The organism is Luteibacter sp. UNCMF366Tsu5.1 (genome assembly GCF_900119235.1).
Taxonomy (GTDB): Bacteria; Pseudomonadota; Gammaproteobacteria; order Xanthomonadales; family Rhodanobacteraceae; genus Luteibacter; species Luteibacter flocculans.
The window spans coordinates 960,145-984,483 of the sequence record NZ_FPIS01000001.1; the positions used below are offsets into that span (position 1 = coordinate 960,145).

Sequence of the window (24,339 nt, forward strand, 5' to 3'; positions counted from 1 at the left end):
GCCGGCATCGCATACTCAGCACACGGCGGGATGCCCTGCGGAAAAACGCGTGGGCAAATCCTGTATTCGGAAGCTCTCCACGATGTGATCGATGAACACCCGGGTTTTCTGTGGCAGCAGATGCTGCGCAGGGTAATACAGCGACAGGTTCCCGCCCTCGACCCACCACTCGGGTAGCACGCGTACGACCGCGGCACGCTCGAACCACGGCAACGCCGACTGCACCGCAACGAGCGCCACGCCCATGCCGAGCGCGGCGGCGCGGCACGCCGCGTCGGGATCGTCGAAGACGACGCGCCGGTCGAGCGCAATGGCGACTTCACCACCCTTCCTCCGTGTGAGCACCCAGTCCCTGATCCGGCCCGTCTGTGGCGAACGGATAAGAATGCCTTCCCTGCCGGCCAGGTCGTCCGGCGTGAGGATCGGCGGCCCACGACCGAGGAAGTCGGGCGACGCGATCAGGATGCGCTGCGCTGGCGCCAATGCCCGAGCGACCACGCCCGGCTTGAGGTCGAAACCGCCGCCGATGGCGACATCGAATCCGTCGGCGATGAGGTCGACCGGTCGATTGTCGAATCGCCAGTCCGGCCTTACCGCGGGAAACGCCTGCAGGAAGCTGTCGAGCATCGGCACGATGAACTCGCGCCCGAAAGCGTAAGGCAAGGCCACACGCAATACGCCCGCCGGCCCGCCGGTACGCGCCCGTGCATTGGCCATCGCACCATCGAGTTGATCGATACTGCCCTGCACGTCCCGCAGAAAGGCTGCACCTGCCTCGGTGAGCGACAGTCGCCGTGTGGTTCGCTGGAACAGGCGGACGCCCAGCTCCGTCTCGAGCCGAGCCACATTTTTGCCGACCGCGGCCGGGGTGAGACCGAGCACACGCGCCGCGGAAGCAAAGCTCCCCGACTCCGCACTGCGGATGAAGCAAGCGATACCGTTGAGCGTATCCATGGGCACACACTCTAAACCGGTTGGATCGAATGTAACTACCGTAAAGGCGCTACCGGCTGAGGACACGGCGGCCTACATTGACTGGGCAAGCTTATCCATCCTCCGGAGATCCTCATGAACGACCTCAACTCGATCCAGAGCAAAAGCGCGCTGGTACTCGGCGGCTCACGCGGCATCGGTGCTGCCATTGCCCGCCGGCTCGCGGCGGGTGGCGCCGCCGTTGCCCTGACCTATGTGCAGGGCGCCTCGGCGGCCGATGCCATCGTGGCAGACATCACCAAGGCCGGCGGTCGCGCACTTGCCATCCAGGCCGACAGTGCAGACGACGCGGCAGTCGAAGCGGCGATCGCCAAGACGGTCGAGACCTTCGGCAGCCTCGACATTCTGGTCAACAGTGCCGGCGTACTCGCCATCGCACCGATTACGGAATTCACCACGGAAGACATCGATCGCACGATCGCGGTGAACATCCGTGCCGCCGTGATCGCCAGCCGCGCCGCCGCGCGTGTCATGGGCAAGGGCGGGCGCATCATCCACATCGGCAGCACCAACGCCGAGCGCATGCCGTTCTCCGGTGGCGCCGTCTACGCGATGAGCAAGTCCGCGTTGCAGGGCCTGACCCAGGGCCTGGCGCGCGATCTCGGCCCGGCGGGGATCACCGTCAACGTCGTCCAGCCGGGCCCGGTGGACACGGATATGAATCCCGCGAACGGACCGATGGCGGCAGGCATGATTCCGTACCTCGCCATCGGCCGCTACGGTCATCCCGAGGAAGTCGCCAGCTTCGTGGCGTATCTGGCGGGACCGGAAGCCGGCAACATCACCGGCGCGAGCCTCATGATCGATGGCGGTTTCGCGGCGTGAACCACGACCGCCGAGCGCGCAGGCGCTCGGCGGTATTGCCATGGGTACGGTTCAACCGCCTGCCGGCGGTTCCCACAGCTCCACCTTGTTGCCCTCGGGGTCCATGACCCAACCGAACTTGCCGAATTCGGAGTCGTCGGTCTTGTCCAGTACGTCGCAGCCTTCGTTGCGCAGCGCGCGCAGCAAGGCGTCGAGGTCGTCGACGCGGTAATTGATCATGAAAGCGGACTTGCTCGGCGCGAAGTGATCACCGCGTGCTCCGATCGACCAGGCCGTCGTGCCACCGACCGGTTCACCCGCATCGTTCGTCCATCGGAAGGCCGCGCCGCCCCAGGTCTGCACATCGATGCCGAGGTGCGTCTTGTACCAAGCGCGTAGCGCGGCAGGATCTTCCGCCTGAAAAAAAATGCCGCCGATGCCAGTGACTCGCTTCATGCCCATCTCCCTCATGACGGTGTTACGGTGATGACGCCAGGGTATGGCCGCCCGCCCTGCCTCCCACCCGATCCGGCGTGGACGTCGCGGCTCGAAACCCGGCCGAATCTACTCCACCTTCGCCGTAAAAGTCCGTCTCGATCGACCGAGAGCACAGCAAGAAGGGGCGCGTTTCCGCGCCCCTTCCGTACCTTGCCATTCACGCTCGAAGCCCACCAGAGCAGGTCGATCAAGCAGCCGCTTGCTGGTCCGTGATCTGGCGCACCGAGCCGTTGTGTTCCAGGGTGTCGGCCGATCCGATCGGAATCTGGCGCGGGCGCATGGCATCCGGCACTTCGCGCCTGAGGTCGATCGAGAGCAATCCGTCGGCCAGGCGCGCACCGGTCACGTGCACGTGCTCAGCCAGTTCGAAACGGCGCTGGAACGAACGCGTGGCGATGCCGCGATGCAGGTATTCGCCCTCGGGCTCACCCTTGCGCTCGCCGCTCACCAACAGCAGGTTGCCCTGCGTGGTGATATTGAGATCGCTTTCGCGGAAGCCGGCGACCGCCATGGTCACCCGGTAACGGTCCTCGTCCAACTTGATCGAATCGAACGGCGGGTAGTTGTCCGAGGCCTGATTGCGCGAAGCAGCCTCAAGCAGGTCGAACACACGGTCGAAGCCGACACTGGAACGATGCAGCGGAGCAAAATCAAGAAGGGTTCGCATAGCCATATCCTCTTTCGTAGCAATACGGAATGGTCTCCAAGCCGCCCCATCGGCGAGCGGCGGGCCGGTCCCGAAGCGGCCGGCATGCGTAATTTATGAAGCCAAGAACGGATTTCAAGCCCTGCTATTCAGAAATCGTTTAGCCGTCCAAACGACCGATCGTCCGAGACGGCGTATTCGGGCATCGGTCGCCCGTCGTGGGGCCAGACCATGGGCTCCCACATGGGACTCGGGTGCGGGGCGCTTACGACTGACGGACGCTGGAAATCCGAACTGCGTCACAGAGGCTCGTGCCGCGGCCTATCGAACTTCCCGTATGCTCGCCGCCCAGGGGGCCGTGTCGTTCGAGGATGCGCCGGTGCAGCGGGTGATCCGCCAGCATCGACGTCGACCGTTGCCCGTTCGTGTCCAGAACCCGAGGCAACGTCGTGACGAACTCATCGAAGAAGATCGTGCAGCACGTGCGTCCCACGCACTTCACCTCGGCCGTCGCGACCGGCGTCGCTGTCACCGGTCCGACGGACGATGGCTTCATCCACCTGCACTTCTATCGCGAGACGCAGCGGATTACCCACGACGACGTACCCAGCCGATCGCATGCACCGAACGAGGTCGAACTCGCCTGGGGGCACGCCGAACCGAGCATCCATCTGGTGCGTGAAGAAGTGGCTGTCATTTCCGTGCCAGTGAGCCGACTCCCCTTCATCGGCACCGTGCTCAACAAGGCCGTGCGTTTCGTTGCGAGCCTGCTCAATGCGTCCAGTCAGGCCAAGTCGACGACGTCCGATACCTTGCCGACCCGTCCACGCATTCCTGCGTGAGCGTCAAAAAGCGCAAGAATTCACGATAGCAACCTAGGACTTTTTCCTAGGATATTCGGCCATAAAATCATAAACATATAGTTCTCAAACACCTACTCGCGTCAATCCCGACTTAGTCGAAGGGAAATGCTTGACGGGCCGCAAATGTAAGTTTTATGTTCGGACCACCTCGGTGTAGCACTACACCGCGGCACGTAGTTTCCCGTCCGTGTTCATCCGGGGAGAGGTTGGTCCACGACGGGGAAGCTTTCTACGTGAACATCGGCATCAGCCGACCGTTTTCGCTGGCCCATCGGCCATTCTGGGGAGCCGTAAATGAACTCACGCAACATTCGTCAGGCGCAGATTCTGCGTCGTTCCGCATTGGCGTTTGCCCTTGCCGCCGGTCTCGGCGGCACCGGTGCCGTCCTGGCTCAGGCGACTACCGGTTCGATCTTCGGTCAGGCCGCCGCAGGCAGCACCATTCAAGTGGCCGGCTCGACGGGTGTGACCCGCGAGGTCGCCGTCGGCCAAGACGGCCGCTACCGCATCGGCAACCTGCCGCTGGGCAGCTACACCGTCAACGTGGTGCAGAACGGCCAGGTGGTCGATTCTCGCAAGAACGTCGGGCTCACCGTCGGCGCTGGTTCGGAAGTTTCATTCACCGGTACCGCCGCCACGGCGGGCGCGCAGTCCCTTGAGTCCGTCACGGTCACGGCCAACGCGCTGCCGCCTATCGATGTTTCCGCAACCGACTCGCGCACCGTCGTCACGTCGGAACAGCTGGCCCGCTTGCCGCTTGGCCGCAACGCCGAATCCATCGCGCTGCTCGCCCCTGGCGTCGTCACCGGTTCCGGCGACTTCGGCCGTGTCGTCTCCTTCGGCGGCGCGGGTGTTTCGGAAAACGCTTACTACATCAACGGCTATAACACCTCCGATCCGCTGCGCAACCTCGGCGGCGTCAGCCTGCCTTACGGGGCGATCGACCAGCAGGAAGTCTATACGGGCGGCTACAGCGCCATGTATGGCCGCTCCGATGGCGGCGTCATCAGCCAGGTCGGCAAGCGCGGAACCAACGAATGGCATTTTGGCGCGCAGGTGCTTTGGGAGCCGAAGTTCGCTCGCTCGAATCCCGGCAACCAGTATTTTCCGGATGGCACCCTGCCCGCAGGCTACGACTACACCAACACGGATCAGCCCGGCACGCTCTACCGTAGCCGCAAGGGCGACACGCAGTGGACCCGCACGGTCAGCGGATATGCCGGCGGCCCCCTGATCAAGGACAAGCTGTACATGTTCGTGGCTGCCGAGTCCGAAAAGACGGAGGGCCGGAGCACGTCGTCCGCCGTTTCGGCCAACCCGGCGACCAATGAGTACACGTATAACCTGCCGAAGTACTACGCCAAGTTCGACTGGAACATCAACGACAGCAACATCGTGGAATTGACCGGGATCCGTTCGACCGACGAACGCAGCGGTGTCTACGACATCTACGACTACGACACCCAACAGAACACCGGGCGCAATGGCACGTATCCGGACACGACCAAAATCTCGTCGCGTTACGCCATCGCGAAGTACACCAGCTACATCACCGATGACCTCACGTTCTCCGCAACCTACGGTCGCAGCCGCACCGACGACATTCTCCGCAACCCGGGCAACAGCGATCTTCCGCTGATCAGCAGCGCGACCAATCAGGACCCGCTGATCACCGGGGGCAATCCGATCCGCAGTTCGACCGTGACATCGCAGCAGAACGCGCCGGATGCCAACAGCAAGACACATGGTCTTCGTGCTGACCTGGAATGGCAGGTGGGCGACCACCGCCTGACCGGCGGTATCGACAACATGAAGTACAGCGGCCACAACGAAGGCGTGGCGACCACCGGTCCGGGCTACCTCTGGATATATGGGAAGGCCAGCGCCGCCAATGTCGACGTGCCGCTCGTTCCCAGCCTCGGTGTTGGCGCGCCGGGAGGCCGCGGTTACTACGTCCGCCGCTATATCTTCAACACAACCACCAGCATGTCGGTCGATCAGAAGGCCTACTTCCTGGAAGACAAGTGGCAGGTCACCGACAAGGTGCTCTTGACGGTCGGTGTGCGCAACGACCGCTTCACCAACTACAACAACGTCGGTGCCAGCTACGTCAACAGCGGCAATCAGTGGGCACCTCGCCTCGGCGCCGCCTGGGACGTCTTTGGCGATTCGAGCCTGAAGATCTACGGCAACCTCGGTCGTTACTACCTTGCACTGCCGAACAGCGTTGCCATCCGCGGCGCCTCGTCGTCGACGTACACCAACGAGTACTTCACCTATACCGGCATCGACGCCAACGGCGCGCCGACCGGCCTCAGCCCCATCGGCCCGGGTCCGGTCTCGTCGAACGGTGAATATGGCCAGCCCAACGATGCCAAGTCGATCACGGCGCGCGACCTGGATTCGCAGTACCAGGATGAAGCCATTCTCGGCTTCGACAAGACGCTGGGCTCGAACTGGGTGACCGGTGCGAAGTTCACGCTGCGCAAGCTCCAGGCGGCCATCGACGACGTCTGCGATACCGGCCGCGTCAGTGACAAGCTGGCTGCCAGCGGCATCGACCCCGACACCGTCACGGTCCCCGGTTGCGTGATCTTCAACCCTGGCAAGACCAATGAATTCAGCTTCGCAAACGCGAACGGCGTCGGCCGCACGCAGGTGAAGATGAGTACAGCGGATTGGGGCTTTACCTCGGGCGCGAAGCGCAAGTATTACGCCCTCGACCTCTATCTTGAGCATCCGTTCGACGGCAAGTTCTTCGCACGCGTCGATTACACGTTCTCGAAGAGCTACGGCAACACGGAAGGTCAGGTGAAGTCGGATATCGGCCAGAACGATATTTCGAAGACCCAGGACTGGGATGCTGCCGCGCTCATGATCCACAGCAACGGTCTCCTCGCCAACGACCGCAAGCACCAGCTCAAGGCCTACGGCTCGTACCAGCTCACGCCGGAATGGATGTTCTCCGGTTCGCTGCGCATCACCTCGGGCGCGCCGAAGTCTTGCCTTGGGTACTTCGGTCCGGATGAAGAGGATCCGATCGGATACGGTTCCTCGTACCACTCCTGCGCCGGCAAGCTGTACGCCCCGGGCGAACAGCGCCTGCCATGGGTGAAGCAGTTGGATCTTGCCGTGGAATACCGCCCGTCGTTCGCCGATCACAAGCTGGCCTTCGGCCTGCAGGTGTTCAACGTGACCAACGAGCGTAAGCCGTTGCTGCAGGACTACACGTACGAGGACAGCCCGTACACGGTCTCGAATACGTACGGCACCGGCTTGTACTTCCAGACGCCGCGCTACGCTCGTCTGACCGCGACCTACGACTTCTGATCCACACGTAGCTCGCCGCGACGACGGCGGCCCCTGCGGTCCGCCGTCGTCCAATCGATTCCACATTCAGGCATCACAACAACAATCGGTCCACGGACGGCCCCTCATTGCAAACTCCCCTCGCCGCCGTGGACAACGGTGGCGTTTTTTTGCGTGACGCATCAGGCCGGTCCCTGGCGGTCGTTCTCGGCCTCGATCTGCTGCAGATCCAGATCGCGCTCGATGTAGTGCAGCAACTCGTCGTGGATGCGACCGGACCGATGCAAGCGCAGCAGCTCTGCTCGGCCGGCCGCCACGGCGGCGAGCACCACGTCGTAATGCGCGCGTCGGCCGCCCTCCATCGCCTGCGGTGCCGCGCTGTAGCGTTCGCTGACCGACAGGCGATAGGTGTACTGCTCCAGCAGGCGCGGATGGATCAGCGTACCGTCCGTGTCGTACGCATACGCCTTGACCACTTCCAACTGGGCACGGTCGATCAGCAGCGACGCCTCGGCCTCGTTGAGATGGGAGGACTCCGTATGCTCGCCGCCATCCAGACCCAACCAGCGAATGAGCGGCCCCATGGTGCCGCCCTGAACCAGCACGGTGACCAGGATCACCGCAAAGGCCGCCGCCAGCGTAAGGTCGCGCCCCGGCATCGACTCCGGCAACGACAGCGCGATCGCCAGTGTCACCACGCCGCGCATACCCGCCCAGCTCAGCAGGAACGACGCCTTGGCCGAGGGCGGCAGCGGACGCCGACCCACTATCCTGGCGAGGGGCACGCGGAGATAGTCCGTGGCGTAGATCCAGAGGAAGCGCGACAGGACCACCGCCGCCACCACGGCGAGAATGGGTACGCCCAGGGTCGCCACCGTCTGCCCCAAGCCGCCAAGCCGTTCGATCACGCCGCGCAGCGAGAAGCCGATCAGGATGAAGACCAGCGCCTCGAGCAGGAAGATCAGCACCTGCCAGAACGCCAGGCTGCGCACGCGGACGTTCGCGGAGAACACGTCGTGCTGGTACCAGCCGAAGATGATGCCGCAGGTCACGACGGACATCACGCCGGAGACGTGCACGGCTTCACCGCCGATGTAGGCCGCCCATGGCGACAGGCACGCAGCAGTGATGGCAAGGAAGACGTGATCGATGTGGCGCAGGGCAAAGATCAGGGCCGCACCCACCAGCAGGCCGACCGCGATGCCACCGAGCGCCAGTCCGGCAAAGCTCATCAACGCGCCCTGCGCACTGAACGCGCCGGTCAGCGCCGCCGCGACCGCAAAGCGGAACAGTACCAGGCCGGTGGCATCGTTGAGCAGGCTCTCGCCTTCCAGCAGCACCATCAAGCGACGAGGGAGGCGTACCTTGCCGAGCACCGCCTTGGCCGCCACGGCATCGGGCGGCGACACCACCGCGCCGAGGGCGAAGCACGCGGCCCAGGGCAGCGACGGCAGCACCCAATGGACCGTGACGCCCACCGCCAGCGTCGTGAACACCACGGCGCCGACCGCGAGCCAAAGGATGCCGCCGAGATACTTTCGGAACTCCGACCACACGGTGTAGAACGCGCCATCCATGAGCAGCGGCGGCAGGAACACCATCAGCACCAGCTCGGGGTCGAAACTCACGGCCGGAATGCCCGGCAGGAAGGCAATGCCAACGCCTCCGGCGAGCAGCGCGGCGGCTGACGGCAGGCGAAGCTTTCGCGCAATCAGCTCTAACGCCAGGATGGCCACGAGCAACAGCAATACGAATTTGAACAGTTCGGTCGAAGCCATGCGTCCCCCGGGATAACGGATCATCTTAGCGGGCGCGACGGCGCTGCCGAACTCCACGCACCTCGCATCGTGCGCCGCCCCCTGCCGGAAGTCATGCATTTACCTGACGTGACGCTTTTGCAAGACTCGATGAACCGTCCCTTAAAACAGGCCTCCCCAATGCGAGCCAAGCGCCCTGCCCTTCACCTTGTCAGGACCGCGCTGTCGGTCGGCCTGTCGTCCCTTTGCCTCGCGCTAGTCGCTGCGCCGGTGGCCGCACAGAGCACGCTGACCCGCGAGCAGCAGGCCACGATCGCGAAGCGGAACGACCTCGAGAGGCAGCTGAGCGACATCGCGGTCGTCGACCGCAAGGTCATGGTGAAGATGCGCGACGGCAAACGCATGGCGGCGGACATCTACCGCCCGAAGAACGCCAGCGGCAAGGTGCCCACGATCTTCGTCCGTACGCCCTACAACTTCAATTTCTGGGACGTGAAGCTCGGCGCGCCGCGTGACATGAGCCGCGAACTCGACGCCGTAAAGCGGGGCTACGCGTACGTCGAGATGAACGAGCGTGGCCATTACTTCTCCGAGGGCAACTACGACATTCTCGGCGCGCCGTTGTCGGATGGCGTGGACGCGGTGCGCTGGATCACCTCCCAGCCCTGGTCGAGCGGCAAGGTCGGCACCACGGGCTGTTCTTCCACGGCGGAATGGCAGATGGCCGTGGTGGCGCAGCACGAGCCGGGTCTCGCCACCTTCAACGTGCAGGGGTTCGGCGCTGGCGTGGGCCGAGTCGGCCCCTACTACGAGCAGGGCAACTGGTACCGCGGCGGCGCAATGCAGATGCTCTTCATTGCGTGGCTCTACAAGGAACAGAACCAGCTTCGCCCGATGTTCCCTGCGAACCTGTCGCAGGCCGACCTGATCCGCGCGTCAAAGATGTTCGACCTCGATTCGCAGCCGCCGGAAGTGAACTGGGACAAGGCCTTCTGGACATTGCCGGAGAAGGACATCATGAAGGCCGCCGACGGCCCGAAGGGCATCTTCGCCGATGCCATGGACGTGCCCACGGGCGGCAACATGATCGCGCGTACCCCGAACAGCCCGGCCTGGTACAAGGGCGGGCTGTGGCACGACGACATGAAGATCGACAAACCCGGTCTGTGGTTCATGAGCTGGTTCGACGTTTCGGTGTCGCCCAACCTTGCGGCGTACAACCACGTGCGCGCCACCGCGCCCAAGGCGGTGGCCGATCAGCAATACGCGATCATTGCGCCGGTGCTGCACTGCGCGTTCACCCGCGCCACCGAGCATACGATGATCGGCGACCTGGACGTGGGCGATGCACGGTTCGACTACGACAGCCTCGTGTTCGGCTGGTTCGACAAATTCCTGAAGGGCGTGGACAGCCCGGTAGTCGATAAGCAGCCCAAGGTCATGTACTACGTGATGGGCGAGAACAAGTGGCACGACTCGCCGACGTGGCCGCCCGCGGGCGCACAGACCCGCGATCTGTACTTCACCAGCGGCGGCAAGGCCAACACGCTCTACGGCGATGGCAAGCTTGTCGATAGCGCGGGTGGCGCCGATCAACCGGATCGCTTCATCTACGACCCCGCCAATCCGGTCACGACGTTGGGTGGCGGCGGCTGCTGTCAGGGCACGGCGGTGAAGTTCGGCTCGTTCGACCAGAACACGCAGCTCGCCCGCAACGACATCCTCGTGTACGACTCAGAACCGTTCACACAGGGCACGGAAGTCAGCGGACCGATCACGGTGACCTTGTATGTCTCATCCGATGCGAAGGACACCGACTTCACCTTCAAGGTGATGGACGTCTACCCCGACGGGCGCGCCTTCAACCTCACGGAGAACATCCAGCGCATGCGTTACCGCGAGGGTTACGACAAACCGCCGGTGTGGATGAAGGACGGCGAGGTGTACAAGGTGACTTTCCAGCCGATCGACACCAGCAATTTCTTCTTCCCCGGGCACAAGCTGCGCGTGGCGGTGACGAGCAGCAACTTCCCGCGCTTCGACCGTAACCTCAACACCGGCGGCAACAATTACGACGAGGCCAAGGGTGTGATCGCCCACAATGCCGTGCATCACGATGCGGCGCATCCGTCGAAGATCACGATCACCGTGGTGCCGCGCGCGCAGCCCTAGGGCTGCCGCAGTGAAGGTGACAGCGGCGCTCAGGCAGAAGCGCAGCCCGCCGTCACCTTCACGTCGGTCGGCGTTACGCAGAGGGCAAAGCCGGCAGGAAGTCGATCGACGAGGCGTTCCTCATGCACCGCCAGGGTGAGCGTGCGGACCAGGCGGTCGCCATCGAACACCGCGTAGTGACAGTGGCCCGTGGTGCTTGCGGCACAGGCGAAGCGGGCGCGGCCCATGCGCACCTCGGTGCGACTGTCCAGCGTCACGATGCCATTCTCGCGGTTCGTGGTCGCGAGCGTGCGGTTCTGGGCGTCCGTACAGCCCGCCAGGTTCATGAAGCAATAGACGATGGAAAGGAAGATGCGCATGGAAGTCTCCTCGATCACATGGCGCGGAACAGGGTCATGAACGTCTGGCTGACCGCCAGCGTTTCGGGGCGCCCGCGCAAGCGCAGGCAGCCCTTGCCCGAGTCGTCGCGTTCCACCGAACCCACCTGACGCAGGTTGACGATCGTGGAACGATGGATCTGGCGGAACGTCTTCGGGTCGAGCTGACGTAGCAGGTCGCGGATCGGGCGCGACAACAAGGCATCGCCTTCCGCCGTCGCCACCAACGTGTACTTGTTCTCCGCACGGAAATAGATCACGTCCTCGACGAGGATCAGGCGCGTCGCACGTCCGGTGCTGGCGGTGATCCAGGTCAGCGGCTCGTCGAGCGAGGCATCGATGCGCTCAGCAAGATCGCGGGCGACCTGCGCCGTTCGACCCGCGTGACGCGACGCGTCGCCGATCCTCGCGCGAAGCCGCGTCACCGTCTGCGCCAACCGCTCGGCAGTGACGGGCTTGAGCAGATAATCCACCGCACCGCGCTCGAAAGCATCGACGGCGTATTGATCGTAGGCGGTGATGAACACCACCAGCGTTTCGGGACTCACCTCCGCGGCCGCCGCAGCCACCGCCATACCGCTGAGACCCGGCATGCGGATATCGAGGAACGCGACATCGGGACGGTGCTGCGCGATGGCGTCGAGCGCCGCGCCACCGTCTTCGGCGAGTTCCAGCACGTCCAGTTCGGGCCACGCGGCTGCCAATTCGCGCTGGAGCGCAGCGGCGAGCAGCTTCTCGTCTTCAGCCACGATGCAACGGGGCGCCTTCTTATCCATGCGCGGGCGCTCCCATCAGCGGCAGCGTGATCGTGGCGGCGACGCCGTGCGGGAAGTTGTTGCCGATGGCGAACGTCGCCGCACTGCCGTACATGAGGCGAAGACGCTCGCGCAGGTTTTTCAGGCCGATGCCCGTACCCGCGCCGTCGCTGCGGAAACCCAGGCCATCGTCGGCCACCGTGACCGACAGGCCCGAACCGTCGACACCTGCGCGAATCCAGACGCCGCCGCCGCCCGGTTTTGGCTCCAGCCCGTGCTTGATGGCGTTCTCGACGAGGGTCTGCAGCATCATCGTGGGCATCGGTGCCTTCATGGCGTCTTGCGGCACGTCGGTATGCACCGCCAGCCGCTCGCCCATCCGCAAGCGCATGATCTCCAGCCACGCCGTCGAACGCTCCAATTCCTCGCCGAGTGTGGACAGCGAGCCGTCCGTACGTGGCAACGAGCGACGCAGATAATCGATAAGGTGGCCGAGCATCCGATCGGCCCGCGCCGGATCGGAACGCACCAGCTCCTGGGCGCTCGCCAAGGTGTTGTAGAGGAAATGCGGTTCCACCTGGGCCTGCAGGAGACCGAGTTGCGCCGCCGTCAGTTCCTTCTCCATCGCCGTCTGGCGGGCGTCGGCACGCTCGCGGTTACGCTTGTCGGACAGCCGCTGCGTCATGGCACGAACGATCGTCTCGGCGTATTCCAGCGAGGCGCCGCCATCGGGGTTGAACCAGTCCGTCCAGGCCCCTCGATCGGGTTCGCAGACGAACATCACGCTGCACGATCCATCGGCAGGTGTGACGGTCGCGGAAACCGTCGTCTCGCGATCGAGCCAGGCGAAGCCCCAGCGACGGCGACGGCGCGACGGATCGACAGGTGGACGGATCACGGCGCGACATTGCAGTCCGCCACGCGTGCCGCTCACATCGGTGGCATGAGGCAGCTCCCGGATGACCTCTTCCACGAGCGCGAACGCCTCGTCGGCCGGATAAGGCACTTCGACGCGGCGACGCTGCCGGTTCGACAAGGTTTCGCCATCGACCCGGCCGGCAATCGTGCGGACCCGATACAAGTGGGTGACGCCGCGGCCGAGCGCCACGAATAGCCCGATGAACCACACGAGCGTGAACAGGAACGGGAAGTCGCGGTCGTTCGTACTCGACCACGCCGCGAGCAGCACGCAAAGCGCCGCGAACCATGCCACTCCGATGCGCCCGAGAAATTTTAGGCTCGCCATCCCATTCGCTCCCACCGTTATTGCCGGCGAGCATACGACGCGACCTCGCGGCGCTGGCCGCCTTTCCGACGAAACGCGGTATAGGGCGACGAAATAAGGTCGAGCCGGCATCGAGGGCTTGCGCGGCGCAGCATGACCTGGCGGTCCCCATGCGCCATGCTCGGGAAACCGGCTTCGCGGTGGGGACCGCAGGCCACGACAAAGGGGTTAATGCATGGCGTTGCTGCTCGTCGTTTTCGCTGTCGTCGTACTCGCGCTCTTCCTCGGTATCCGCACGTTGCCGAAGCACCATCCCGCCAACTGGCTTCTCGGCATCGTCGGCGGTGCCTGCCTGGTACTGGCCTGGTATGCGATCTTCCGTCCCATGCTGCTCGCTTCCGGCGGCGGCGATCCTTCCCTGGCCGCGCTTGGCCTGACTGCTGCGGGCATCGTGTCCTGCGTCCTGGGTATCGTCTGCCTCGGCGTCTGCGTGTGGCGCGATCCGGCGCGGTTCTGGATGCTGTCGATCGTCTTCATCGGCGTGATCGGCGCCACGCAGGTCACGGCGCTCGGCTGACGCACGGCGACCGCGCGGGCGCGCTCACTCAGCCCGCGCGGTCCGCCACGAAATCCGTCGGTACGTGCACGCCGCGGCGCTCGATCTTTTCGGTCATGATCGTGTGCCGCATCATCAGGCCCGACACGAGATACGCCGTGGTGCATGCGGCCAGCAATGGCAACAAGGCATGCGGCTGCATCGTCGTTTCGAAGACGAAGACCGCCGAGGTCATCAACGCGCGCGACGCCCCGGCGAACAGAGCGGCCATGCCGATAAGCGCCGCCATGTGCGGATCGACGTGCAGCAGCGGCCATGCCGACAATGCCACCCCGCACACACCACCCAGCGCACCGCCGATGGTGAACAAGGGCGCCAGCGTGCCGCCCGAGGTACCGCTGCCAAGCGCGACGGACCATGACAGCAGTTTCGCGAGCGCCAGCAACGCCATGGCGGCAAGGCCCAATTGCCCGGAAATGACCGCGGTGATGTTGTCGTAGCCTACGCCCAGCGTGGCAGGCATGACGTAACCGACCGCGCCAACCACGAGACCGCCTAGCGCAGGCCACCACATCCAGTGGATGGGCAAGCGTTCGAACGCATCTTCGATGCCGTAGGTCAGCCGCGTCACCAGTACGCCGGCCACACCCATCAGCAACCCGAGCAACGCGTAGACGGCCAGCGCCGTCGACGTGGCGGCCGCCAGCGCGGGCATCGGAAACACCGGACCCGGCCCTTCCAGCGCGAAACGCACGCCCGTGCCCGTGACCGCGGCCAACGCCACCGGCAGAAGCGAACGTGCACGGCGTTCGAACAACAGCAGTTCGATGCTCAGCAGCACCGCGGCTACCGGTGAGCTAAATACCGCTGCCATGCCTGCGGCGGCGCCGGCAGCAAGCAGCGTCTTGCGCTCGTCGGAACTCACGGGAAGCCGCTGACCCAGCAACGACCCGAGCGCACCGCCCGTGGCGATAATCGGACCTTCGGCGCCAAACGGGCCGCCGGTGCCGATGGCAATGGCCGAGGACACGGGTTTCAGCCAGGTCATGCGTGCGGGAACGCGGCTCTCGTTGGTGAGCACCTGCTCCATCGCCTCGGGAATGCCGTGACCTCGGATGGCGCGTGAACCCCAGCGCGCCATGGCACCGACGATCACGCCGCCGATGACCGGCACCACGATGACCCACGCGCCCAGGTGATGTCCCGCGGGCGATGTGAAAGCGGTACTCCACGTTTGATGGAACGCGAGGTTCGTCACCACGCCGATCAGCATCGTGAGCAATCGCGCCACGCCACCCACCACGAGACCGAGCAGGATGGCGAGTGCGCAGATACGCAGCACGCGTGCGCCTATCAACGGCAAGCGCGTCGGCATGTGCGCCTCGACAAGCGAATCGTCCAACGAAGGCGCGAGCGGAATCGCCGCACGATCGTGCGGTGTATGCAGGGGGTCGGTCATGGTCTGGCTACGATGGAGGACTGCGGCGAAAGGCTACCGGGATCTCGGCGTCGTAGCTGGCTCGCAGATGAACACCTAGGCGGCGTCTAATGGCACCTCATTCGCGAACGTACGGGTAATTCATGACCGACAGGTGGGCCGTTCCACCGGCTGCATCGAGTACCGCGTGCGCACCGAACGGCAAGGTCCATTTGTCTTGACCGTGACCGAAGGCGAGTCCGCGCACGATCGGCAATCCACAGGCCTGGCCGAAACGCTGCAACGCATGCTCGATGTCATAGCCGTTGTCGTACTCACTGACGCGTTGGCCACCCAGGCCGCCGATCAGGATGGCACGCTGTCCGTCGAGCGTGCCACCAAGCTTCAACTCGAACAGCATGCGCTCGATGCGCCAGGCCTGCTCTCCGCTTTCCTCGATGTATAGAATGCCGTCGTCGAGCTTAGGCAGGTACGACGTGCCGACGAGGCTGCACAGCGCCGAGAGATTGCCCCCCCACAGCGTGCCTTCCACGCGAACGCACGCATCGTCACCGCATGCCCAGCTCACGTCGGTGCTGGGCGACAAGACGGTTTGCCAGAAATGTCGCCACATGTCCTCGCGCAGGTAGGGGCCGCCGAAATCGCGCACCAGCATGGGACCATGCAGCGACAGGATGCCGCTGCGCGCATACAGCGCGCACTGGATGGCGGTGAAATCGCCATGACCCACGAATACGCAGGATTCGTTCTCGAAGCGGCGCGCAAGGCCGTCGAAGTCGATGTGTTCGAGTAGCACGATGGCGCCGTAACCGCCACAGACCACCATCGCCATGTCCGGCAATGGCTCGGACGCATCGGCGAAGCGATTGATGTCTGCAGCACGCTCTGCGTCGCTGCCGGCGAACCGCAACATGACGCGGTCGAGCACTTCTTCTCCATGCACGCGGTGTCCGGCGGCGCGCAAGCGTTCTACGCCTCGCTCGAAAGCTGCGCGGTCGTCCGGGTATCCGGAAGGAGCGAGGAGGCGGATATCGAGTCGTTTAGGCATGGCAGGCACGATGAGAATTGCCTACCAATACCGCTAGCCATGCGGGAAGGCAACCCGCAGTTGCCTTCCGCACAAGCGCGCGACGCATCGCCGCATGCATGCTAGCGGCCCCTACGCCTTGCAACTCAACGCCGACGATTACGGGAGCGTCCTACCATTCCTCGTATTCGTTCGTGGGGGCCATGTCTTCCGACAGGTTGTGCCGCGTGAGTGTCTCCCGCGGTTGTTCGCCGAATACGCTGCGATATTTCTCGGCAAAGCGCGAGAGATCCCACATGCCGCAACTGAGCGCCACCGACTTCACCGAACGCCGGCCGGCTTCCGCCATCACAAGGCTGCGATGCGCGGTGCACAGGCGAAGCATGGCGAGATAACGATTCGGCGGAATGCCGAGCATGTCGTCGAATGCGTAGCGCAAGCCCCGTTCGCTGGCGCCTGCCGCCTGGCAGAGCTCCTGCGAATAGATGTCACGGCGCAGGTTTGCCCGCATGAAACGCTCGGCGCGGCGCACCACCTGGTAATGCGCACGACGACCACGTGACGCGACCGGCCGTTCTTCCGGAGACGACGCGAGCGCCACGCGAATGTGCTCGTCGAGCAGATCCTCGATTGGCCCCATCGCGGCATCGCCCGACGCGACGCGCGCCGCGATCTGCCGATAGGCGCGTCGCAGATGTTCCGAGCGCACCGAGAAAAGCCGCAAGCGCTGCGCCGCCATGTCGACGTCGGCATGGTCGGACGCCAGAAAGCGAGAACGGAATCGCGCGTACGGCGCCACCACCAGCGTCAGCCGGGTGCCGCGCTCGAACATGAAATCGGTGGGCGTACCACGCAGCAAGGTGACCGCCATGTCCGCTTCGACGCCGATCCCCTGGCACCAACTGCGCTCGCCTGCTTCATGCAGGTAAACCAGCATGCAGGCGTCTTCCGGCACCGTGAGCGAACCGCGAACGTCGAAATCGATATGCGCGGAAAGATACGTCACGCCGTCGTGAGTCGTCGACGCAATGGCGGCGCGTGGTCGTACCGGGCTCAAGGTCAGAAGGTCGACTTCGCATACGCCGAGCGTCGCGCCCAACGTCACGAGGTCAAAATCTTCCAGACCCTGCATATCGGAGGGTCGGCTCATAGGGTTTCCTCCCCGCTGTTGGTTCTCGTCGCCCACACCGGCAAAAGCGGCTTCCGTTGCGGAACCCTCATGCCAGGCACGCCCCCTCTCACGATCCGGCCATTCCCCACGTTCATGCGTTCCCCCGCGTCCTCCGCGGGTGCTCCCCGCGCTTCCTGATGTCCTGCCCCTTGCCTTGCCTTTTCCCGGCGAAAAAGCCGCCGGTTGGGCATAACTTACGATGTATCGGAGCAAATGCCAGCACTTTGTGAATTTGCCGAATCGGCACATAACCCATGGTGCGCGAGGGGCCGCTTTGGCAAGACTGATGCTTTGGCGACGCGCCAGCTACCCCACGCTGCGGCTACACTCGGCCAGTTCAGCCAAATGAAGGGATAGCCCAGCCGATGCGACGCCTCGTTCTCGCCTGCCTCACCGCCCTCACGCTGGCCGCCTGCCAGTCCCACGACGAAGACAAGACCGCCGCGGCGCCCCCCGCCACTCCGGCGGGCCCCTCGACCGCACCGCCGCCGCCCCTGCCCGCGGTAGCCAACGAGCATCACGAGTTCACCCCGGATATCACCGCAGCCGACTTTGCCGCGCACCTGCGAGTGATTTCCTCGGACGAATACGATGGCCGCAAGCCGGGCACCCTGGGCGAACGCCTGACCACCAACTACATCATCGAACAGTTCAAGCGCATGGGTCTGGAGCCCGGAAACAAGGGCGAGTGGATCCAGACAGTCCCCGCCGTGTCCACGGCGTTGAATGGACAGGACACGCTCGCGCTGGACGTTGCGGAAGGCGGCGGCACCGAGCATTTCCCCTTCGGCAGCGATATGGTCGCCGGCACGCTCCAGGCCAAAGCGGACGTGGATCTGAAAGACTCCGACATCGTTTTCGTCGGTTACGGCGTCGATGCGCCCGAGGCCGGTTGGAACGATTTCGACGGTATCGACGTGAAGGGAAAGACGCTGGTGATCCTCGTCAACGATCCCGGCTGGAATGGCAACGATGCGTCGCTGTTCAAGGGGCGCGAAATGACTTACTACGGCCGCTGGACGTACAAGTACGAGGAAGCTGCGCGCCAGGGTGCAGCTGCCGCATTCATCGTGCATCAGACCGAACCGGCCGCCTACGGCTGGAACGTGGTGCGCAGCGGCTGGACCATGCCGCGCCTCGATCTACCCGAGAGCGAAGACCCGGCACCGCGACTCCCCGTCGCAGGCTGGCTTACGCATGAAGCGGCGCAGCGACTTTTCGCCAAGGCGGGAAAGAACTTCGACGAGTTGGCGAAGCAGGCCGATGTGCGCGGCTTCAAGGCGGTACCGCTCGACGCCAAGGCTTCCATTCACTTGCAGAGCACGATTACGCATTCGCTGAGCAACAACGTCATCGGCATGGTCAAGGGCAGCGAAAAGCCCGACGAAGCGATCGTCTACTCCGCGCACTGGGATCACCTCGGCCACGACCCGTCACTGAAAGGCCACCAGATCTACAACGGCGCCATCGACAACGGCACCGGTATTGCGGCCATGCTGGAAATTGCCGGCAAGTTCGCCCAGGAGAAACCGAAGCGATCGGTGATCTTCGCCGCGGTGACAATGGAGGAATCGGGCCTGCTCGGTTCGAAGTACTACGTGACGCACCCGCCCTTCCCGCTCGCCAAAACCGTGGCCGACATCAACATGGATGCCCTGGGCATTAACGGTCCCACGCATGACATGGAAGTGGTGGGCCTGGGCCAGAGCGACCTGGAAGACCTGTTCGCCGATGTTTTGAAAGCCGACGGTCGTGTGGTGAGCGGCGATGCGTCTCCGGAGAAGGGCCACTATTTCCGCTCGGATCACTTCAACTTTGCCAAAGCCGGTGTCCCTGCACTGTCCGCAGGTGGCGGTATCGACATGGTCCAGGGCGGCAAGGCCGCGGGCCTCGCGGCGGAAGAAGACTACACAAAGAACCGCTACCACCAGCCGACCGACGTCTACGACATGCGCTGGAACTTCGATGGCGTGATCCAGAACGTCAAGGCGTTCTACGCGCTCGGCGAGAAACTGGCCGACAACGACACCTGGCCCAAATGGAAGGACGGCAGCGAGTTCAAGGCCGCACGCGAGAAGTCGCTGGCGGCAGGCTCGAAGAAGACGAGGTAAGGGCGAGAGTTCGGAGCCAGCCTGCGGGCCGCAACCTCGGTGAGAACTGGCCGTCCGGCTCTCGCTCCCGGTGTGAGCCAGCCTGCTGGCGATACGGGCTCGCGATATGCCCAGATCGCCAGCAGGCTGGCTCCCACCTAATGCCTCGTGGCTCCCACCTAATACCTTGTGGCTGCCACTGATGCCTCAGTAGTTGACCTGCAACTGCACCCGCAACAACTGACCCTTGACGCGTCGGTACGGTGCGGCCGTGACATCGGTACGGTGCATGTTGGCCCAAGCCACGGCCAGCTCCACCGCACTGGACGGCTGCCATTCCACGCCGGCTTCGAGTTCGTCGACCAGCATACGTGGCGCATCGGTGTCGAACTTCGACGCACCACGGTACGTCTGCCACTTTGCGTACGGCATGAGCGAACCGTACCCGCCGTCGAACTTGTACATCACCTGCGCATAGCCGCCGCGAAGCGACTTGGTGCGAATGACGCGGCGGGCGATGTCCAGTTCGGGGCCCTTACCTACCGTCCATTCCGCCTGGAAACCGAACGGCTGGGGGTAATACACCACATGCGCGGCGACGCGGCGGTCGGTGGAACCGGCCACGGGTGCATCCACGGAAGGCGTGAACATCACGCCTCCTACCGTGGCCGATCCGGTACTCACCTTGTATCGGCCGGCATACGCATCCGCGCCAACCTCGAGATATTGACCGTTGGCGAATTTGAACGGATAGGAGAAGTGGATCACGCTGTGCAACTGGTCGTTGCGGTCCGGGCGATTCGCGCCCTGCCCGTTGTAGACGCCGAAACCGACCACGCCGTAATCGCCCGAGCCTTTCAGACCCGATTTCTGCAGGTAGGCGAATCGTTCCTTCGCGACCGCGGGGGACCAATAGGCAATCACGCCCAGGTCCCGCTCATCACGCACGCCGGAATTCAAGGCATCGGCGCGGTCCGGCGCGAGCCGGTTCTGACTCGATTGCAGGTCTTCCCAGCCGTACGGGATCTTCGACTGGCCGGCGCGGATGCGCCAGGTCTTCTCGTCATTGAGCCAGAGATCGGCGTAGGCATCGCGCAGCTGGGCAAAGTGCGTGGTGCTGGACCCCGACGGTGTACTGGCAAGATCGGGCTGGATGTAGATCGACATGCGGTCGGACACGTCACCGCTGATGACGACGCGGGCGCGACGAATGCCGAAACCCTGCTCCGGGCCGATAAAACGGTCGCCCGGTGATTTCAAAGCGTCTGCGCTGCCGGACAGCTCCTGGTTGTAGCGCATCTGCACGTAGCCACGGATGCCGATTTTCTCGTACCACGCCTTGGACGACGCGGATTTGGGAGCGGCGGCGACCGTCGTGGGACTCGCTGCCACGGGCTTGCTCTCGGCCTGCGCGCTGGCCGTACTCATGGCAGGCGCTGCCTCTTCGCTTGCCTGCACGAACTTGCCCAGACGCTGCCTGCCCGGACCCGGCTCCGCAAATATCTGCCGTGTGGTCGTGTCCACATACAGTTCGATGGCCGCCTGCGGCGAACCTTCGGCCGCCGCAGCGCCACACATCGTCCAGAAGGCGGCCGCCAGGGGTAGTTTTTTCATTGCGCTACGTGCTCCGAATAATTTGAGAAAAACCTCAAACGTCGGCGATCAGGTCATCAATTGCAGACAAAGCGCCAGATCGCCGAAGACGGGCGCACGTTAGCCTCGCTGCATGTCACTTCCGTGACACGCGTGAACGCCGTCACGCAGAACGTGTTGCCGCAGCGCAACACTTTCGTCATGACGTCGTCACAGTGGATAATTCGCGGCAGACGCGCCCTCGCCAGGGGATCGGTGTTCACCGCAGTTGGCGAGGCACTCTCACCCAGGACACCCCAGGCGGAACCAAACCATGTCTCTCGCAAGCTCGCGCACGCCGCGACGTCTCGTCATCGCGCTGTCCATCGCCACGGCACTCGCCTCTGGCACGACCCTCGCTCAAGACGCCACGCCCACGCCCGCGTCCAATGCACCGGCCAAGACCGCCACGCTGCAGACCATCAACGTGACCGCGGAAAAGCGCACCGAAGACCTGCAGAAGGTGCCCATCTCGATGACCGTGGTGACGGCCGAGAAGCTCGAGGCATTCGGCCAGGCCGGCGACGGCGTGCTGCAGCTCGCCTCACGCGCGCCGAGCGTGTATGCCGAGACGTCGTATGGGCGCGAGTTTCCGCGCTTCTACATCCGCGGCCTGGGCAACAGCGACTTCGACCTCAATGCGTCGCAGCCGGTGTCGATGGTCTACGACGACATCGTCCAGGAGAACCCGATCCTCAAGGGCTTCCCGCTGTTCGATCTTGAGCAGGTCGAAGTACTGCGCGGCCCGCAGGGCACGCTGTTCGGACGCAACTCCCCTGCCGGTGTGATCAAGTTCGAGTCGCGCAAGCCGACGCAGGAAACCGAGGGCTACGCCCGCGTTTCCTACGGTTCCTACGGCACGGCCAACGCCGAAGCCGCGATCGGCGGCAAGCTCGCCAGCAACTGGTCCGGCCGCGTGTCCGCACTGGCCCAGCACCGCGACGGCTGGATCGACAACGACTACACCGGCAAGAAGGACGACCTGGGCGGCTACAACGACCGCGCCGTGCGCCTGCAGGCGCTGTACAAGGCATCGGACGACTTCGACGCGCTCATCAACGTACATGGCCGCTGGCTGGACGGCAGCGCGATGGTCAACCGCGCCAACGCGATCACCCTGGGAAGCGATCAGCTCGTGCCGGGCTTCGATCGTGATTCCGTGTCGCAGGACGGCCGCAACAAGCAGCACCTGTTCACCTGGGGCAGCAACCTGCACCTGAACTGGCACTTCGGCGATCTCAACTTCGCGTCGATCACCGGCCTGGAACGCGCCACGACCTACAGCCTCGGCGATGTCGACGGCGGTTACGACGCGTCCGGCACGCCCGCGAAGCCGAGCTACACCAACCGCGTGACCCCGTTCTATTCCGAGACCGCCGACGCACTGCCGAAGGATCGCCAGATCACTCAGGAATTCCGCCTGTCCAACGACAGTGCCGAACGCCTGAAGTGGCAGGTCGGGACGTACTACTTCGACGAAGACATCGCGATCACCAACTTCTCGTACGACACGCTCAACAACCACGTGCTCAACGGCTGGGTAGACCAGAGCCAGCGTACGAAGGCATGGGCGGTGTTCGGCTCGGCCGACTACCAGTTCACCGACGACTTCGACGTGCGCGCCGGTGCCCGCTGGTCGCATGACAAGCGCGACTTCAAGGCCGAGCGCTTCCTCGGTTTCACCGGCCCCGTCGGCCCGCTCACTTCAGATCCGACCGACGCCCGCTGGAGCGGCGATCTGACCGGCACATGGCAGTTGTCGAAGAATTCGAACGTCTACGCGCGCATCGCCAACGGCTTCCGCGCGCCGAGCGTGCAGGGCCGCATCAACTTCGCCAACAGCATCTCCACGGCGAAGCCGGAGACGATCACGTCGTACGAAATCGGCTTCAAGTCGACCACGGACGACAACAAGGTCCGCTTCAACGCCGACATCTACAAGTACAACATGCACAACCAGCAGCTCACGGCCGTGGGCGGCGCCACCAACGTCACGCAGCTCATCAATGCGAAGAAGACCGAAGGCTACGGCGCCGAGTTCGACCTCGAAGCCTACCTGACGCCGAACTTCTACATGACCGCCGGCGGCAGCTATAACCACACCGAGCTGAAGGACCGTAACCTCGCCGTCGCGCCGTGCGGCGGCGGCTGCACGGTGCTCGATCCGCTCGACGCCACGGGCAACGCGCTGATCGACGGCAACACCCTGCCCAATGCCCCGAAATGGATCGGTACCTGGACGGCACGTTACGGCATCCCGTACGGCGAGAGCGGCGAGTTCTTCGTCTACACCGACTGGAACTACCGCAGCGAGGTCAACTTCTTCCTGTACGACTCGCAGGAGTTCCGCAGCAAGCCGTTCCTCGAAGGCGGTATTCGCGTCGGCTACAACTGGGATTTCGGCAAGCGTGAGGTCGCCCTGTACGGCCGCAACATCACCAACAAGAAGGTGATCACCGGCGGCATCGACTTCAACAACCGCACCGCGTTCGTCAATGATCCGCGCGTGGTGGGCATCGAGTTCCGCGCCGAGCTGTAAGCGTAGCGGTCATCGTCATCCGCTGAAGGCCGGCCCCGAGGGGCCGGCCTTTTTGTTGGGTCGCCGTCCAACCGAATGAGCCGCGAGCTGTAATAAACCAAAGCACAGGTGGGAGCCAGCCTGCTGGCGAAAAGCCAACGAAGCAATGTAGCGGCGAGGCAAGCTCCTATCGCCAGCAGGCTGGCTCCCACCGGCAAGCTCGGATTCTCTGTGGGAGCCGCCATGGCGGCGAGAAGCCAACGGAGCGGCGACGCTAGAACCTCTCAGCCCCTGCCTCAAGGCAATCTTGTCTCGCCGCCATGGCGGCTCCCACAAGAGCTAAACCTTTGGCGCCATTCCGGCATCAGAACGGGTGCCACGCCGACGCGCCGCACCAGCACACCCCGGCACGGCATAGGCCATAAGTCATATAGAAATTCCCGAATTTCTCGTTGACAGGTCATTTTCTGGTGTTATAGTTCACTACAACACCGGTCACCCACAGCAC

18 protein-coding genes are annotated in these 24,339 nt (G+C 64.1%); 7 read left to right on the plus strand and 11 right to left on the minus strand.

From position 1 onward, the window contains the following. Positions 1-15: 15 nt before the first annotated feature. Positions 16-954, minus strand: coding sequence for a LysR family transcriptional regulator (locus BT115_RS04155; RefSeq protein WP_072321253.1), 939 nt, complete (start codon positions 952-954; stop codon positions 16-18). Positions 955-1,068: 114 nt separating this feature from the next. Here BT115_RS04155 and BT115_RS04160 point away from each other — a divergent pair, with 114 nt between their 5' ends. After that, positions 1,069-1,818, plus strand: coding sequence for an SDR family oxidoreductase (locus BT115_RS04160; protein ID WP_072321254.1), 750 nt, complete (start codon positions 1,069-1,071; stop codon positions 1,816-1,818). Positions 1,819-1,869: 51 nt separating this feature from the next. Here BT115_RS04160 and BT115_RS04165 read toward each other — a convergent pair whose 3' ends face one another. Both BT115_RS04165 and BT115_RS04170 read right to left on the minus strand, forming a co-directional pair. Then, complete coding sequence (locus BT115_RS04165; RefSeq protein WP_072322246.1) at positions 1,870-2,253, minus strand: VOC family protein; 384 nt, start codon at positions 2,251-2,253, stop codon at positions 1,870-1,872. Positions 2,254-2,482: 229 nt separating this feature from the next. Then, positions 2,483-2,962 carry an Hsp20 family protein gene (locus BT115_RS04170; protein WP_072321255.1) on the minus strand — a complete coding sequence of 160 codons (480 nt, stop codon included), beginning with the start codon at positions 2,960-2,962 and terminating at the stop codon, positions 2,483-2,485. 428 nt (positions 2,963-3,390) lie between these two features. Between BT115_RS04170 and BT115_RS04175 the strand changes: the two genes are divergently transcribed. After that, a complete protein-coding gene (locus BT115_RS04175; protein ID WP_072321256.1) occupies positions 3,391-3,783 on the plus strand; it encodes a hypothetical protein in 393 nt (130 codons plus the stop codon). 315 nt (positions 3,784-4,098) lie between these two features. Continuing rightward, positions 4,099-7,134, plus strand: a complete 3,036-nt coding sequence (locus tag BT115_RS04180; protein ID WP_072321257.1) for a TonB-dependent receptor — start codon at positions 4,099-4,101, stop codon at positions 7,132-7,134. Positions 7,135-7,295: 161 nt separating this feature from the next. Here the strand turns inward: BT115_RS04180 and BT115_RS04185 are convergent, their stop codons facing one another. After that, a complete protein-coding gene (locus BT115_RS04185) occupies positions 7,296-8,891 on the minus strand; it encodes a Na+/H+ antiporter (protein ID WP_072322247.1) in 1,596 nt (531 codons plus the stop codon). A gap of 159 nt (positions 8,892-9,050) precedes the next feature. Here BT115_RS04185 and BT115_RS04190 point away from each other — a divergent pair, with 159 nt between their 5' ends. Continuing rightward, positions 9,051-11,042 (plus strand): CocE/NonD family hydrolase, encoded by a 1,992-nt coding sequence (locus tag BT115_RS04190; protein ID WP_072321258.1) that lies wholly within the window; start codon positions 9,051-9,053, stop codon positions 11,040-11,042. A 29-nt stretch (positions 11,043-11,071) separates the two neighbouring features. Here BT115_RS04190 and BT115_RS04195 read toward each other — a convergent pair whose 3' ends face one another. The 3 genes from BT115_RS04195 to BT115_RS04205 are packed head-to-tail and all read right to left on the minus strand — an operon-like array spanning position 11,072 to position 13,420. Continuing rightward, complete coding sequence (locus BT115_RS04195) at positions 11,072-11,401, minus strand: hypothetical protein (RefSeq protein ID WP_072321259.1); 330 nt, start codon at positions 11,399-11,401, stop codon at positions 11,072-11,074. Positions 11,402-11,415: 14 nt separating this feature from the next. Then, positions 11,416-12,195, minus strand: a complete 780-nt coding sequence (locus BT115_RS04200; RefSeq protein WP_072321260.1) for a LytR/AlgR family response regulator transcription factor — start codon at positions 12,193-12,195, stop codon at positions 11,416-11,418. Beyond that, a complete protein-coding gene (locus tag BT115_RS04205; protein ID WP_072321261.1) occupies positions 12,188-13,420 on the minus strand; it encodes a sensor histidine kinase in 1,233 nt (410 codons plus the stop codon). Before BT115_RS04205 ends, BT115_RS04200 begins: the two co-directional genes overlap by 8 nt. 214 nt (positions 13,421-13,634) lie before the next feature. Between BT115_RS04205 and BT115_RS04210 the strand changes: the two genes are divergently transcribed. Continuing rightward, entirely contained in the window at positions 13,635-13,976 is a 342-nt protein-coding gene (locus BT115_RS04210; protein ID WP_072321262.1) for a hypothetical protein, read from the plus strand. A 28-nt stretch (positions 13,977-14,004) separates the two neighbouring features. On the opposite strand, the gene BT115_RS04215 is transcribed toward BT115_RS04210, so the two are convergent. The 3 genes from BT115_RS04215 to BT115_RS04225 form a co-directional block, all read right to left on the minus strand. Then, complete coding sequence (locus tag BT115_RS04215) at positions 14,005-15,414, minus strand: chloride channel protein (RefSeq protein WP_343124039.1); 1,410 nt, start codon at positions 15,412-15,414, stop codon at positions 14,005-14,007. Between the two features lie 97 nt (positions 15,415-15,511). Further along, entirely contained in the window at positions 15,512-16,441 is a 930-nt protein-coding gene (locus BT115_RS04220; RefSeq protein WP_072321263.1) for an LD-carboxypeptidase, read from the minus strand. A 151-nt stretch (positions 16,442-16,592) separates the two neighbouring features. After that, positions 16,593-17,570, minus strand: coding sequence for a helix-turn-helix domain-containing protein (locus BT115_RS04225; protein WP_072321264.1), 978 nt, complete (start codon positions 17,568-17,570; stop codon positions 16,593-16,595). Between the two features lie 386 nt (positions 17,571-17,956). On the opposite strand from BT115_RS04225, the gene BT115_RS04230 reads away from it, so the two are divergent. Beyond that, entirely contained in the window at positions 17,957-19,702 is a 1,746-nt protein-coding gene (locus BT115_RS04230; RefSeq protein WP_083527304.1) for a M28 family metallopeptidase, read from the plus strand. A gap of 186 nt (positions 19,703-19,888) precedes the next feature. Here the strand turns inward: BT115_RS04230 and BT115_RS04235 are convergent, their stop codons facing one another. Next, complete coding sequence (locus tag BT115_RS04235) at positions 19,889-21,295, minus strand: porin (RefSeq protein WP_072321265.1); 1,407 nt, start codon at positions 21,293-21,295, stop codon at positions 19,889-19,891. Positions 21,296-21,587: 292 nt separating this feature from the next. Between BT115_RS04235 and BT115_RS04240 the strand changes: the two genes are divergently transcribed. After that, positions 21,588-23,852, plus strand: coding sequence for a TonB-dependent receptor (locus tag BT115_RS04240; RefSeq protein WP_072321266.1), 2,265 nt, complete (start codon positions 21,588-21,590; stop codon positions 23,850-23,852). The last annotated feature ends 487 nt before the right edge of the window (positions 23,853-24,339 follow it).